The sequence below is a fragment of the Nocardia sp. BSTN01 genome, assembly GCF_015354405.1.
In the GTDB taxonomy this organism is placed as follows: domain Bacteria; phylum Actinomycetota; class Actinomycetes; order Mycobacteriales; family Mycobacteriaceae; genus Nocardia.
Genome location: NZ_JADKYP010000014.1, coordinates 22633 through 35013 on the forward strand (window position 1 = coordinate 22633; position 12381 = coordinate 35013).

Consider the following 12381-nt stretch of genomic DNA (forward strand, 5'->3'; position numbering starts at 1 on the left):
GCACCCGGTTTGCTCGGAACCGCGGGGTGACCACTGTCCGTGCCGGCTGGCGGTGTCTCGATCGGTCTGTGCTCGCGACGGCGGACAAGCCCAGATGTGCCGGCACGTATCCGAATTCGTCACTGCCCGGGGATGCGGCAACGATCGGTCGTGACGTCCAACTGGCCGTTGATGATGTTCTGGTGGACAAACACCGTGCCGTTGCAGATGTAGGCGAGGTCGTTATCCCTGGGCTGGATGAGAGTCGCTTCCTCGACCTTCCCGCTGGTGGGCGTGCCCGGGCCGGCCTGGCAGTTCTGCCCCTTGATGGCCTTGGTTCCGTCTAGTTCCGTCACACCGAACCCTTGCTCGGCGATGTCGCAGGTGTAGACCGGCAGCGGACCGAGCGGCTCGGCTGAGGCCGTCGGCGCCCACACTGTCACCGCGGCCGCGGCGGCGAGGAAAGCAGTGGGCAGAAGGCGCCGGGTGCAACGAGCATCACGCATTTTCGACCTCCTGGGGTGTCGTACCGATCCGGTCGTGCCGCCACGAGGCCGGCTTCTCCCCGCGACAGCGCAAGAAACGTGCTGGACAAGCTGATCGACAGGCCACCCGCGCTTACGCGCGGCGCCGGGCAGACAACCCGACGCGACCACGGTAGGCGCACCGCCCGCACCGGCCGACACGTCCGCTCACCCCGGCGTGTCCGACTCCCGAACCTGTGCACCTGCAGAGTCGGACATGGTGTGGCTCGAGGCCGAACGGGCCGCTTCGGCATGGGACCGGGGCGACTGCTGGTGGCTCTTGCGTTGGCAGGATTAGGTACCGGAACGCGGTAGTGGTCGCGAGGGGGATTCTCCTCACTCACCGATTTGGATCGCGTGGTCATTGCCCGTGCCACCGCCGAAGTCTGCCGCTTCGTTTCGGCTGGCCCGCGTCGAATTCGACGACCGTGTGGCCGGTGCTGGCGTCAGTCGGACGACGGGGATGGTCCGCCCAGTTGCCGCGGCGATTCGGCGGAATTTGGCGTAGGGCGCGAACACGGCAGTTCCGAGATGCCACAACCGCTCTCGCTCGGCGTCGTCGCGAACGACCGCGGCGCGCATCGGCATTCCGGCGAATTTCACGTCGGGGTTCTGCCGCAGGTTGTAGTACCAAGCGGGGTTGGTCGGTTGCCCGCCGTTGAGGGCGATGACGATCACGTCGTGGTCGTCGTGGAAGTACAAGACGGGATTTCGCCGTGGTGCGCCGGTTTTGGCGCCTCGGGTTTCCAGAACAGCGGTCGGCAACATCAAGGGCAGCCCGAAACGTTCTCCGGTCACGGCCATCACGTAGCGATCGAGTTTCCAGAACAGATTCGGCATGAGCTGCCGGACCGGTTCCGAACCGATGAACCCGGCGTAGGTACGGTAGACCCAGCCGCGGCGCCGATAGGGAGATCGGACCGTGGGCCGTGCATTTTCTGATGTCACCGCAGTGGCACCGATGGCGGCGTACAAGCCGGTCAGGGCAACCAGCGCTATACCCCCGCGCAGCGGCACGTCGCGCCGCAGGAGATGGGTAAGGCCGGTGAGTGTGTCGGCTACGTCGACCCCCAGTGCGAGTCGCTTCCAGCGATCGCGTTCTTGTTGCTGAGCGGTGAGATATCCCAGTCCCATGGCCAGGGCCCGAGCACCGTAGATCCTCGTCATGTAGGTCAGTTCCGGTGAACCGGTGACACCGGTCAGCTCGGCGAATCGGCGTGGTGCTGCCAGGGACATGACCGCCAGCCCGATCCGCCCGATCGCCAGCAGGGTCGGTGCATCGGTCATCGTGGCCTCAGACGCGTGACCGGCGATCACGTCGTCGAGGATCTGGTCCAGACGGCGGGGTGTGAGGTCGGCGAGGCCTGTTGCCCGCTGTGGGTCGACGACGTAGTCGTATTCGTTACTGCTGAGCAGGTATCGGCAGAACGCGTAGTTCTGACCCGTCGCCGCCGCGACGAGCGCGGCGTCGAGCTGGGGGGTGGCCAGCGGGGTCGGCGCAATCATCGGGCGGCGGCCGAGCCGGGCCGCGATCGCGCGAAGCAGTTGTTCGTGGGTGGGTTCCGCGCTCGCGGGGACGTCGAGAATCCGGCCGGCCAGGTCCTCACGCGTGCCCGCCGCGATGATCGCCTCGGTGACGGTATCAGGGTCGGTGACCGAGACTCGGTTCGACCGCCAAGGCCCCAGTGGGATGATCGGGAACCGTTGCGCCACGCGGAGATACGGCAGTATCGCCCGTGAGCCGTCACCAACGACCATGCCTGCCCGCAGCGTTGTCATGCCCGGGATCCCGTCACGCAGGATCTGCTCCACCTGAAGCCGATTGCGTTGATACCGCGGCGGGGCGATGCCCTCGGGCGGGGCCAGCATGGTGAAGAACACCCCGCGTGCCAGTCCGGCTCGGCGGGCCGCGTCGACGAACCGGTGCGCGGCGATGATGTCGCGCTGATCGGTGCGGTTGTCGGTCGCGTCCAAGGCGTGCACGAAATAGAACGCGACGTCGACTTCGTCCAGGGCTTCGTCGAGACCGGTTCCGGCGACGACATCACCGGTCACGACCTCGTGCAGCTCCGGTATCGCCCTGTTCGGGTCGCGGGCCAAGCCCCGCACGAAATGGCCCTCGGCCAGGAGTCGGCGGGTCACGTTTCGGCCGTTGTATCCGCTGGCCCCGACGATGAGCGCCTTCATTTGCGAATACCCTTCGCACACAGTCGCTTCCGCGAATCAGTCACCGGGATTCGATCGCCGGTAGCCGAATCAGCGTGCGGTCCGGGGTGTCGGTATTGCAGACGGAGCGCGGTGACGGCGATGCGGGGAGCGGTGATCAGTACACGGAACTGGGCCCACCGTGATGTGCGGGGCCGCGCATCCAAATGCACTGACATCCAGTGGTGGACCACCAGGCCGCCGCGGAAGGTCCAGATCTCGGCGCCGGTCACGCAACCTCGGACGCCGAAGGTGCCGTCGAGCGTGAGCACCACACAATCGTCGGTGGCGCATTGCGGATATTTGCGCACCCGGAACCGATGTCGGCGCCAGAGCTCGGCCATCAGCGTCGCCGCGGGCCGAATCGCATCGATCCCCTCGTGGCGTTCGCGTGCGCCGTCGACGATCCAGTCGGCCACCGCGTCCGGGTGATACAGCCCCAGCCACCCCTCGGTCGATGCGAGGTTGGTCAATCGCTGCGCTCGCGCGGCGAACGCGGCCCCATCGACGACTGCGCCGTCGGTCGTCGCGTCATCGCAGGCTGATACAGACATACAGAGTCCCCTCTCGATGATGGGTGCGCGCTGCGATATGGCTGAAGCCGCCGCGCCCCAGGCGATTCGGAGGTGGTAACCGCTCCGGTAGGACCACCTGCGATCACGGTAACATAAGAAATAGAAGTAGAGATAAATTTTAGAACTACGCTTCGCTTTGATATTCCGCTGATAGGGTGGCGAACGTGGCGCGACGTACATATGAGCAGTTCTGCGGCCTGGCGCATGCGCTGGACGTGGTCGGTGAGCGGTGGACCTTGCTGATCGTGCGGGAGCTGATGTCTGGCCCGAAGCGATACTCCGACCTCGCCGCGGCACTCGACGGCATCGGCACCAGCCTGCTCGCCACGCGGGTCCGCCAGCTCGAAACCGACGGCATCGCGCGGCGCACGCTAAGTGCCCCGCCGGGCGCCTCGGTGGTCTACGAGCTCACCGCGACCGGGCGCGAATTGGCCCGCGCGGTGATCCCATTGGCGTTGTGGGGCGCCCGGCACTATATGAGCGATGAATCAGCCTCCGGCGAGAGCTACCGCCCCGAGTGGGCGCTGGTCTTCCTCGCCGACGACCTCGACCCCGCAACCCTGGCAGGGGTGACCGCCAACTATGACTTCCATATCGACGAGAACACCGTCCGCCTCCACATCGCCGACGGACACGCCACCGTGACCGCCCCCGACGCGACGCCCGCGAACGCCGAACTGACCTCCGACGCAGTCACTCTCGCTGCCATCGCAGGCGGCCGCACCACCATCAGCGATGCCGTCACCAACCGGCGACTCCGAGCAGAAGGCAACCCCGAAGCACTGCAGACACTGCTGTTGATCCTCGACACGCAGCTGACGAGCCACCTGACCCGGATCGGCGGCCCAGCACACCAACCCGAGCAATAGGGAGCCACCGACGCCTACAGGCGACGTTCACCGAACGCGGGCACCTGACCGACACTCCCCGCTGGGCCGACAACAAACGATCTCGATGCCCGAAGCACTCTTGTTGTTGAGCAGGTCAGGTCCGCGGTGGGCGGCGGGGACACCGACTTCCGCTACGACGTCGGCGCGATGGCGACCCACGCCCAGCGTGATCTGGTGAAACGGCATGTGTCCGAGGCGGTTTCGGCCGGAGCCACCGTGCTCGCAGGCGGAAAGCCCACCGGCACGGGCACGTTTTTCGAACCGACGGTGCTGGTCGAGTCGACCACTCGATGAGCTGCGCAGCGGAGAGTATTGCGATGTCGGACTCGGTTCTGCATCAGCGGCGGGGTCCGGGCCGGTCCTTGCGCGCCCGCTCGGTTGCAGGAATGTAGTGGGTCGTGCGAGCCTGTTCATCCGTGGGGATCGGACAGCGGCTTCGCTGGCAGACGCCGGGAGTAGAGCTGCAATCGAACAAGTCTGCGTCGGCGGCAGATGCGCCTGTGGCATGGCAGGACGTGATCAGTGCACTGAACCGCCTCGCGCCTGAAATTGCGGCAACCTGCCGTGCGCGGCAGGTTCCGTCCCGCGAGCGGTCACTGCTGACTGGACGGGGGTGGCTTCTCGACTTCTATCCCAGTGCGCGACTGCAGTTGCGGATCGATTGGACCGGCGGCTGGGCGTTCATGCACCGCCCCATCCCTCAACCCGGCGCATACCGGGCTCTTCCCGGGCATGGAGCGAAGAAGATCTCCACCAACGATGCTCGTCTGCATTGGGAGAGCCGAGTAGCCGGAGATCCCAGCGCCCGCTCGACGTTCACAGAACCTGCTCTGCGTGAAAGTTTCCGGAATCAGCTCGCACGTCTGTCGCCGACCGGGACGCAGTGAGTAGCTTGCCGGCGCGGGATCGGTTGGCCCGTGTGGAGCGTCGTGTCCTTGACCGTGGCGGTGTCCGCGCACTGGAACACATCGCTGCAGGAGTCCGGCCCCAAGTCGCCGCGCAGCCCGTCGCGGAGAGCGTGACGAGTGCGGGCTCGGATTCATCGGGAGGTCCGGGGGTAGGCCGGGGGCATGGGTGTCATCGACGAGGACATGCGCTCGATCGTGGACAGCGCCAAACTGGGGTTCGTCGCCACGGTGTGCGCGGACGGATCACCGAACCTTTCCCCGAAGGGGACCGTGCGGGTGTACGACGACGACCATCTGGTGTTCCTGAATCAGGCGTCGCCGGGCACGGTCGCCAACTTGCGGCGTGATCCCCGACTGGAGATCAACGTCGTCGACTTCCTCAAACGCCGCGGGTACCGGTTCAAGGGAACCGCCGATTTTCACGGCCCCGGCAGCCCGGTGTTCGAGTGGATTCACGACTGGTTGCTCGCCACACAGGGACCGGGATATCCCGCGATCGAGGCGGTACTGGTAACCGTCGACCGCGCCTTGCCGGTGGACTCGCCGGCCTACCAGTTCGGGCATGCCACGGAGTCCGAACTGCGGGCGGCCTGGGCCGAAACGTACGGGGTCGAGTAAGTCCCCAGGGGCTGTGTCCGGCGTGACGGCGCCGCATCGGCCGAAAGGAGGCACGCACGATGGCCGGGATTCCGGACATGATGTACGCGGCCTACGTGGAGGCGCTCGGCCCGGCCGATGCGATCCGCTACGGGCGGTTGCCCGTCCCGCAGATCGGGCCCACCGATGTGCTGGTGGCCGTCCACGCGGTCACGGTCGACCCGGTGGACACATTCGTGCGGTCGGGGGCGTATGCGACGCCGACTCCTTTCCCGTTCGTCATCGGCCGCGACCTGGTCGGAAACGTCGCGGCGGTCGGCGACGGTGTCGCTGGTTATGCGGTCGGGGACACGGTGTGGTGCAACAGTCTGGGCCACGGTGGCCGGCAGGGTTCGTTCGCGCAGTACGCGGTTGTCCCGGTCGACCGGCTGTACCACCTGCCCGACGGTGTGGATCCCGTTCAGGCGGTCGGTGTCGCACATCCGGGCGCCACGGCATGGTTGGGGCTATTCCGGCACGCTCGGCTCGAGCTGGGAGATGCCGTATATATCGGCGGCGGCGCCGGAAACGTCGGCGATGCGGCGGTCCGCCTGGCGCGTGCGGCCGGCGCCCGGGTGATCGCGTCCGCCTCCGGGAACGGGCTCGAACGTGTCCGGGATGCGGGGGCGGCCGGGGTGATCGACTACCGGGACCCCGACATGGTCGAGCAGATCCGGGCGGCGGCGCCCGAGGGGTTGGACGTGTATTGGGACACCTCGGGCCACCACGACTTCGACGTCGCGATCGCATTGCTGGCCCGCGGGGGCCGGCTCCTGCTGACAGCGGCCGGACCACAGGCGCGGGTGCCGCTACCCGTCGCCCGCGCCTACACCCACGACGTCACCGTGGCTGGGTTCGCGATCAGCAACGCCACCGTCACAGACCTGGCCGCCGCCGCGACCGTGCTCAACCAGAAGCTCGCCGACCGAACCCTGACCGCACGAATCGCCGAGACGATGCCCCTGGCGCGAGCAGCCGACGCGCACCACCGTCTCGAAAAGGGCGGCGTCCACGGGCGGCTCATCCTGATGCCGTGACGAGGAACCGGAACGGTGTGGGCAAATGTTCCGGGCCGGCTTGGGCTGCACCGTGGTGGCTGATTTCCGTTGCCGTCGCCTCGGCTCCGGGCTGTCGAATCAGATTCCGGCTGCGAGGTTTTCGAGTGTTCGGAGGCCATCCCGTTTCGCGTAATGCGCTGCCGGGCTTTGCGCTGCGGGGCGCAAGCCGGACGACCAGTGATGCCGGGCCGTTCGCGGCGTGGGACGCTCTCGGTGCTACGGCATGTCGTGGTGTTCGTCGGCGGTTGCTGGGCGGGCGTACATGTGGCCGTCGCGGATGCCGAATTCGATGCGGCAGGGAAAGGTCGGGACTTCGGCGTCGGCGCGGTGATGATGGGTGACGAGCATGGCCATGGCCCAGTCGCGCAGCGGCACGGGCAGGGTGACCGTGGTTCCGTCGCGTAGTCGTAGGCGGGGCTCGCCGCCGCCGAGGGGGTCGGCGATGGCGATTCCGGCGATGTCGAGGATCAGGCCGGTATCGGTCGCGGAGGCGACCACGGGTGGGTCCAGCGCGAGAACCATATCGGCAACTTAGCCGCCGATCCCGTCGTGATCACGGTGTGCGGGCTCGTGTCGGCCGCGGGTTTTTTCCGGCAGGTCTATGCACTGTGACCAGCATCGTTGCCGACGAGCGGATGTGCGTGCACTATCGAAATCGGCCGATCAAGGATGCTCGTGCGGGGCCGAGCGGGCCCGGCCGCCGGATGCGTGAGATCCCTTGGCGACTTGTCACTTTCCCATTGTGAACGGTGACTCCGGTCCCGGTCACCGCGCGGCCGATGGTCCACGCCGGCCTCGGCAGAACTTGGCGGCGGTAGCAGCGAACGGAATCGTCGCGGAGAGGAGCGAATGCGATGACAGACACCCTGACCGATATTCCCACCGCACCCCTTCGGCTCGCCCGGCCCGCCCCGGTCGCGCGGGCGACGTCGGCCCGCCCGGTCCCGGTGACCGGGGTCGCGAGCGAGTGGCAGGAGGCGAAGACGGTGCTCGTCACCCGTGTCGCCGGGCCCGGGCAGTTGGTGACCGTGCCACGGCTGGTTATCCCTATCGGGTTGGGCCAGTTGGCGTTTCGTGTGTCGTCGCAGTCTCCGGAAGCCGACGATGTGATGCGTGACGGCCGGGTGCTGGTCCAGGCCGGTGATCGGCGCGGACGTCCGGCGCTGGGATCTCACCAGCGTCAGGGACACGCGCAGGTCGTGACCGCGGGCACGCTGGTGTCGTTCGTTCAGGCCGAGATCGAGGCCAAGTATCGGTGGCGAATTCCGCTGGCGAAGTTCGGTCACCGGCTGGCGCGGGGAAACGCCCCCTACGGCGACGTCGTCGTTCTCGTCACGGTTCAGGATTCTCCGTCTCGAATGCTGCCCCCGGTACCTTGACCGACGCCTGCCGCGTGTCGCTGAACGAAGCGATGCCGCCGGGGTGGCGATCGGCCCGGCGGCATCGCGACGACTCTCGCGTAGCCCGTCATGCCTTCGGCCTACGCGCGGGCCGGCGCCGGGCAGGACGTCGGCCTCACTCCTCTGTTACCCGCTCCGCCATTGACAGCAAACCTTCAGCGCTCGGATTCGAGCCAAAATCGCGTGCCGCGCGGACGTATTCGATTGACGTTTCCCTCCACGTCACCGTAGGTGCACCGAGTCGACGAATGGCATGCCATCAGCGCGCGCGGCGGGTTTGCTACCGCAGGTCGCTGCGGAATAAGAACGATCGTGGCGTTACCGAGGTGAGGAGTTCGTGGTCTGCTCCTGGATCCGGGGGAAGGGCTGCTCGGCTTCGAGAAGGTAGGCCAGTTCGATCAGCGTGCGTTCGTCGCCGTATGCGGCCGACAGCTGCACCCCGACCGGCAGGCCGTCGGGAGTGCGGCCCATGGGCAGCGAGATGGCCAGGGTGCCGGCGATGTTGTTCAGCGGCGTATAGCTGACGTAACGGGTCAGCCGGTCGATGAGTTCGGGGAAGGGAACGGTCGGTGCGATGTGGCCCAGTGGCGGTGTCGCGTGCGAGAGTACCGGCGACACAACGACTTCCAGCCGGGCGAACATGCGCGCGTAGGCGGCTGGGATGCCGCGCAAACGGCGCAGTGCCGCCGGTGTCCGGTGCAGGTTGCGCCGGTGATGGGCGCGCAATCCGCGCGTGAGCCCGTCGGTGGCGGCCGCGTCGAACGAGCGATCCAGGATGAGCTTGCCCGTGCTGACCGCTAGATCGGCCAGCAGCGCCCAGTATTGGACGAAATCGGCGGCGAACTGATCGGTGACCGGGAGCGCGATCGGCTCGATGACGTGCCCGGCCTTCTCCAGCAGCGTGGCGGTGTGCTCGACCGCGTCCCGGGTGGGCGCGTCGACCTCGGCGCCGGTGACGCTGTGCATGAGCAGCCCGACCCGCAGCCGTCGTTGCGCCGGGCCTCGGACTTCGCCGATGGGAGCAAGTTTCGGGTTGCGCCAGACGTTCTCGGCCGCGGCGACGAATGCCGCGGTGTCGCGCACGGTGCGGGTGAGCACACCCTCGGAGATCATGTGGATCGGCACATGCCGCACCTGTTCGCCGTCGATATGGCGGCCGCGGCTCGGCTTGAGCCCGACGAGTCCGCCGCATGCGGCTGGGATGCGGATGGATCCGCCCCCGTCGTTGGCGTGCGCGATCGGAACCACACCCGCGGCGACGAGTGCGGCCGAACCGCCCGACGACGCGCCGACCGAGCGGTCCAGATCCCATGGGTTGCGCGTGGGCGGTTCGGTCATGAATTCGGTGGTGGCGTTGAAGCCGAACTCCGGTAGTCGCGATTTGCCGAGCAACGTCAGCCCGGTGCCGAGGAACTGGTCGGTGTAGGCGCCGTTCTTCACGGCGGGCCGGGCCCGGAACGCCTCGCTACCGTGGTTGGTCGGCAGGCCCGCGACGTCGGAGTTGTCCTTCACGAAGGTCGGCACGCCGTAGAGGGCGGCATCGGAGCGCCAGTGGTAGCGCGGGGCGTCGTAGATCGCGCAGGCGACGGCATCGAGTCGCGGGTCCACCGCGCGCGCCCGCTCGATGGCGGCGGCGGCGAGCTCCTGCGGGCTGACCGAGCCGTCGCGGACCAGTTCGGCGAGGGCGACCGCGTCGTGCTCGGCGAGCGCATCGTCGCGAAATGCGTGAAGGGACGTCATGGCGGCTGAGTCTAGAAGAATGTACAGACTCTGCCCAGAGGGAAACTGTAAGAAATTACAGAGATGGCCTAGGCTTGGCCGCGTGACCCCGCGCCGCCACCGTCCCAGCGCCCAGGCTCGACGCGAAGCCCTGCTCGCGGCCGCTGTCGAGGTCACCGCGGCCGTGGGCGTGGCCGGAGTGACCCACCGCGCGGTCACCGAAAAAGCCGGGCTGCCGCTCACCACGGTCGGCTACTTCTTCGACTCGATCGACGCGCTGACCGAGGAAGCGCTGCGCGTCTACACCGACGCCGACGCCGATACCCAGGTCGCGCTCGCCGAGGCGCTGGCCGAGGCGCACAGCACACCCGACGAGATCGCCGCCGCGCTGTCGGCGGCCGCGACCCCGCGCTCGCCGGAGACGCCGGCGTTGTTCGAGGCCTATCTGCACGCCGCGCGGCATCCGGAGTTCCGCGACGCCGCCGCGCGGGCACTGGATGCCGCACGCCGGGCCGCCGCCGCGGGCGTTCGCGCGGCCGGATCGCCGGAACCCGACACCGCCGCACCGGCATTCACGGCCTTGGCCCACGGGCTGGCGCTGCACGAAATGGCCGTACCGGGCGCGCTGCCGCCGGATTCGGTACACGCGGCGTTCCGGGCGCTGTTTCTGGGATTTCTGCTCGACAACGGACATGTCGAGCTGGCTCTGAGACTGCGGCGACAAGGGTCGGTGGACGACGAGGCGACCGAGGGTGACGGGCGATCAGCCGAACTCGATGCCTGACAACGGGTTTCGGTCACGCATGCGACCTGCGAGGAAGACGCCGATTTCGCCGGACGCCGCGAGGTGCAATACCTGAAGGCGTTCGAGTCGGTGGGTCGACGTCCGACATGCGCCTCGCGGCGACGCCGGGCGGATTCAGTGAGTTCGGGGGCCGAGGACGAGTCCGAGTAGCGCGGCGACGATGCCGGTGCAGGTGTCGACGAGCCGGTCGCGCTCGATGGTCAGGTGCCCGTCGGTCCATTCCAGATACACCGACGTCAACGCTCCGGCCAGTGCGGTGCCGATGGTGGCGAGCGCGGCATCACTGCTGGCGAACAGATCCCCGGCGCTGTCGCCCAAGAGCGGAGCCAGAGCCCGGATCACCGCAGGGGTGCGGCGGGTGATGTGTGCCCGTAAATCGTCGTCGGCCAACGGTTCACGCAACAGCACGCGCGCCCGCCGCGGGTCCTCGTCGAAGAAATCGGCGCAGGTTTGCAGCGCCGATCGGATCGCCGCATACGGGTCGGTGCCCGCGCCGATCACCGACAGCCGTTCGCGCAACGCCGCTTCCACCCGGTCGTAGACGGCGAGGATCAGCGTTTCGCGGCCGTCGAAACTTTCGTAGAAATAGCGCGGGCTCAGATTCGCCTGTCGCGTCACCGCCCGCATCGTGACCGCCCCGGCTCCCGCTGTCCCGAGCAGGTCGAAAGCGCAATCCAGCAACAGTTCACGGCGTTCGCCGGAACGGTCCTGCAGCGTCTGGCCTCGCCAGAGTTTGGGTGCGGTGCTCACAGGATCATCCTCGCATCCCGCCCGCACACCTCATTGACATCACCTGATTCTACATGAATCATACGATTCACCTCGAGGCGCGCCGCACCGGCACCGTGGCCGGTCGCGCCGATCGTGTGAAGGGGTCGCTCATGTTCGACGAGGAACAGTTCCAGCAGGCGCTGCGGCAGCCGCGGTTGTCGAAACCGGTACCGGAATTCCTGAATTCCAATCGGGCCGTACCGATTCGGGCGATCCCCGAGGCCGAACTGCAGGCCGGCACCCTCGAGTGGTTCGGTGAGTTCGAACGTAAACTCGAGCTCTACGGCAAGCTCGGCGTCGATCTGAGCTGGGTCATGGAATGGGCCAAGAAGTACTGGTGGAGCTTTCTGGTCCGGGATATGAGCCTCAACCACGAGCTCTACGCACCCGACATCCGCTACACCGACGTCACGACGTTCGGGCGCACCATCGTGGGCATCGACGAATTCGTGAAGTACAACTTCGCCTTCTTCGACGCCATCCCGGACTGGCGCTACGACCCGCTGCCGAATCAGGTGTATCTGGACGTGACGCCGGAAGGCACGGTGCGCACCGTGATCCGCTACATCGGCAGCGGGCACTGGACCGGCCCGCTGCGCCTGTACCCCTACGACGAGTCGGCGCCGGTGATCTACGGCAACGGGCGCTTCATCCAGTGCCCGGCGGTCGACCGCTACCACTTCAACGCCGACGGGCTCATGGAAGAAGGCGAAACCCTCTACGACTTCCTCGACGCCACTCAGCGCGGCGGAGTCCTGCCCCGCGACGACAGCTGGCAGTTCCGTGCACTCATGGCCGCCTCCAAACTCCCCGCACTCCTCGCCCGGATCGGGACAGTGCGGTAGCGGGTGGCCGGGGCGGGGGAGTGGCGAAGCCGTTGATCGGCTTCGGAATGTTCGCTCTCGTCGCGG

General features: G+C 67.5%; 13 protein-coding genes and 1 pseudogene. 8 read left to right on the top strand and 6 right to left on the bottom strand.

The features are described 5' to 3' along the window. Nucleotides 1–119: 119 nt before the first annotated feature. The 3 genes from IRT45_RS14180 to IRT45_RS14190 form a co-directional block, all read right to left on the bottom strand. A complete protein-coding gene (locus IRT45_RS14180) occupies nucleotides 120–485 on the bottom strand; it encodes a hypothetical protein (RefSeq protein ID WP_194806326.1) in 366 nt (121 codons plus the stop codon). Between the two features lie 354 nt (nucleotides 486–839). Beyond that, nucleotides 840–2690: a nitroreductase/quinone reductase family protein gene (locus IRT45_RS14185; RefSeq protein ID WP_194806327.1), complete on the bottom strand. Its 1851-nt coding sequence runs from the start codon at nucleotides 2688–2690 to the stop codon at nucleotides 840–842. Then, nucleotides 2687–3463: a nuclear transport factor 2 family protein gene (locus IRT45_RS14190; protein WP_194806328.1), complete on the bottom strand. Its 777-nt coding sequence runs from the start codon at nucleotides 3461–3463 to the stop codon at nucleotides 2687–2689. The genes IRT45_RS14185 and IRT45_RS14190 overlap by 4 nt, the downstream gene beginning before the upstream one ends. Here IRT45_RS14190 and IRT45_RS14195 point away from each other — a divergent pair. The 5 genes and pseudogenes from IRT45_RS14195 (at nucleotide 3448) to IRT45_RS14215 (ending at nucleotide 6754) form a co-directional block, all read left to right on the top strand. Then, nucleotides 3448–4152, top strand: a complete 705-nt coding sequence (locus tag IRT45_RS14195) for a winged helix-turn-helix transcriptional regulator (protein WP_309240958.1) — start codon at nucleotides 3448–3450, stop codon at nucleotides 4150–4152. The two genes, IRT45_RS14190 and IRT45_RS14195, sit on opposite strands and share 16 nt — an antisense overlap. 132 nt (nucleotides 4153–4284) lie before the next feature. After that, nucleotides 4285–4481: pseudogene (locus IRT45_RS14200) on the top strand (aldehyde dehydrogenase family protein); the annotation flags it as partial. Between the two features lie 108 nt (nucleotides 4482–4589). Continuing rightward, nucleotides 4590–5060: a hypothetical protein gene (locus IRT45_RS14205; RefSeq protein ID WP_194806329.1), complete on the top strand. Its 471-nt coding sequence runs from the start codon at nucleotides 4590–4592 to the stop codon at nucleotides 5058–5060. 183 nt (nucleotides 5061–5243) lie between these two features. Beyond that, complete coding sequence (locus tag IRT45_RS14210; RefSeq protein ID WP_194806330.1) at nucleotides 5244–5699, top strand: pyridoxamine 5'-phosphate oxidase family protein; 456 nt, start codon at nucleotides 5244–5246, stop codon at nucleotides 5697–5699. Nucleotides 5700–5758: 59 nt separating this feature from the next. Beyond that, nucleotides 5759–6754: an NADPH:quinone reductase gene (locus IRT45_RS14215; protein ID WP_194806331.1), complete on the top strand. Its 996-nt coding sequence runs from the start codon at nucleotides 5759–5761 to the stop codon at nucleotides 6752–6754. Between the two features lie 237 nt (nucleotides 6755–6991). On the opposite strand, the gene IRT45_RS14220 is transcribed toward IRT45_RS14215, so the two are convergent. Further along, entirely contained in the window at nucleotides 6992–7297 is a 306-nt protein-coding gene (locus IRT45_RS14220) for a hypothetical protein (RefSeq protein WP_194806332.1), read from the bottom strand. 332 nt (nucleotides 7298–7629) lie between these two features. Here IRT45_RS14220 and IRT45_RS14225 point away from each other — a divergent pair, with 332 nt between their 5' ends. After that, a complete protein-coding gene (locus tag IRT45_RS14225; protein ID WP_194806333.1) occupies nucleotides 7630–8154 on the top strand; it encodes a hypothetical protein in 525 nt (174 codons plus the stop codon). Nucleotides 8155–8493: 339 nt separating this feature from the next. On the opposite strand, the gene IRT45_RS14230 is transcribed toward IRT45_RS14225, so the two are convergent. Continuing rightward, entirely contained in the window at nucleotides 8494–9915 is a 1422-nt protein-coding gene (locus IRT45_RS14230) for an amidase (RefSeq protein ID WP_194806334.1), read from the bottom strand. Nucleotides 9916–9997: 82 nt separating this feature from the next. Between IRT45_RS14230 and IRT45_RS14235 the strand changes: the two genes are divergently transcribed. Further along, on the top strand, nucleotides 9998–10678 hold the full coding sequence (locus IRT45_RS14235) for a TetR/AcrR family transcriptional regulator (RefSeq protein WP_194806335.1): 681 nt from the start codon (nucleotides 9998–10000) through the stop codon (nucleotides 10676–10678). 135 nt (nucleotides 10679–10813) lie between these two features. On the opposite strand, the gene IRT45_RS14240 is transcribed toward IRT45_RS14235, so the two are convergent. Continuing rightward, nucleotides 10814–11449 carry a TetR family transcriptional regulator gene (locus IRT45_RS14240; protein WP_309240959.1) on the bottom strand — a complete coding sequence of 212 codons (636 nt, stop codon included), beginning with the start codon at nucleotides 11447–11449 and terminating at the stop codon, nucleotides 10814–10816. 53 nt (nucleotides 11450–11502) lie between these two features. Between IRT45_RS14240 and IRT45_RS14245 the strand changes: the two genes are divergently transcribed. After that, nucleotides 11503–12315, top strand: a complete 813-nt coding sequence (locus tag IRT45_RS14245; RefSeq protein WP_228534336.1) for a nuclear transport factor 2 family protein — start codon at nucleotides 11503–11505, stop codon at nucleotides 12313–12315. Nucleotides 12316–12381: the final 66 nt, after the last annotated feature.

Excerpts from the sequence above, each read along its gene's own strand:
- IRT45_RS14245 (WP_228534336.1), top strand. The coding sequence starts at position 11,503 with ATGAATCATACGATTCACCTCGAGGCGCGCCGCACCGGCACCGTGGCC.
- IRT45_RS14225 (WP_194806333.1), top strand. The coding sequence starts at position 7,630 with ATGACAGACACCCTGACCGATATTCCCACCGCACCCCTTCGGCTCGCC.
- IRT45_RS14210 (WP_194806330.1), top strand. The coding sequence starts at position 5,244 with ATGGGTGTCATCGACGAGGACATGCGCTCGATCGTGGACAGCGCCAAA.
- IRT45_RS14180 (WP_194806326.1), bottom strand. The coding sequence starts at position 485 with ATGCGTGATGCTCGTTGCACCCGGCGCCTTCTGCCCACTGCTTTCCTC.
- IRT45_RS14220 (WP_194806332.1), bottom strand. The coding sequence starts at position 7,297 with ATGGTTCTCGCGCTGGACCCACCCGTGGTCGCCTCCGCGACCGATACC.
- IRT45_RS14230 (WP_194806334.1), bottom strand. The coding sequence starts at position 9,915 with ATGACGTCCCTTCACGCATTTCGCGACGATGCGCTCGCCGAGCACGAC.
- IRT45_RS14185 (WP_194806327.1), bottom strand. The coding sequence starts at position 2,690 with ATGAAGGCGCTCATCGTCGGGGCCAGCGGATACAACGGCCGAAACGTG.
- IRT45_RS14190 (WP_194806328.1), bottom strand. The coding sequence starts at position 3,463 with ATGTACGTCGCGCCACGTTCGCCACCCTATCAGCGGAATATCAAAGCG.
- IRT45_RS14215 (WP_194806331.1), top strand. The coding sequence starts at position 5,759 with ATGGCCGGGATTCCGGACATGATGTACGCGGCCTACGTGGAGGCGCTC.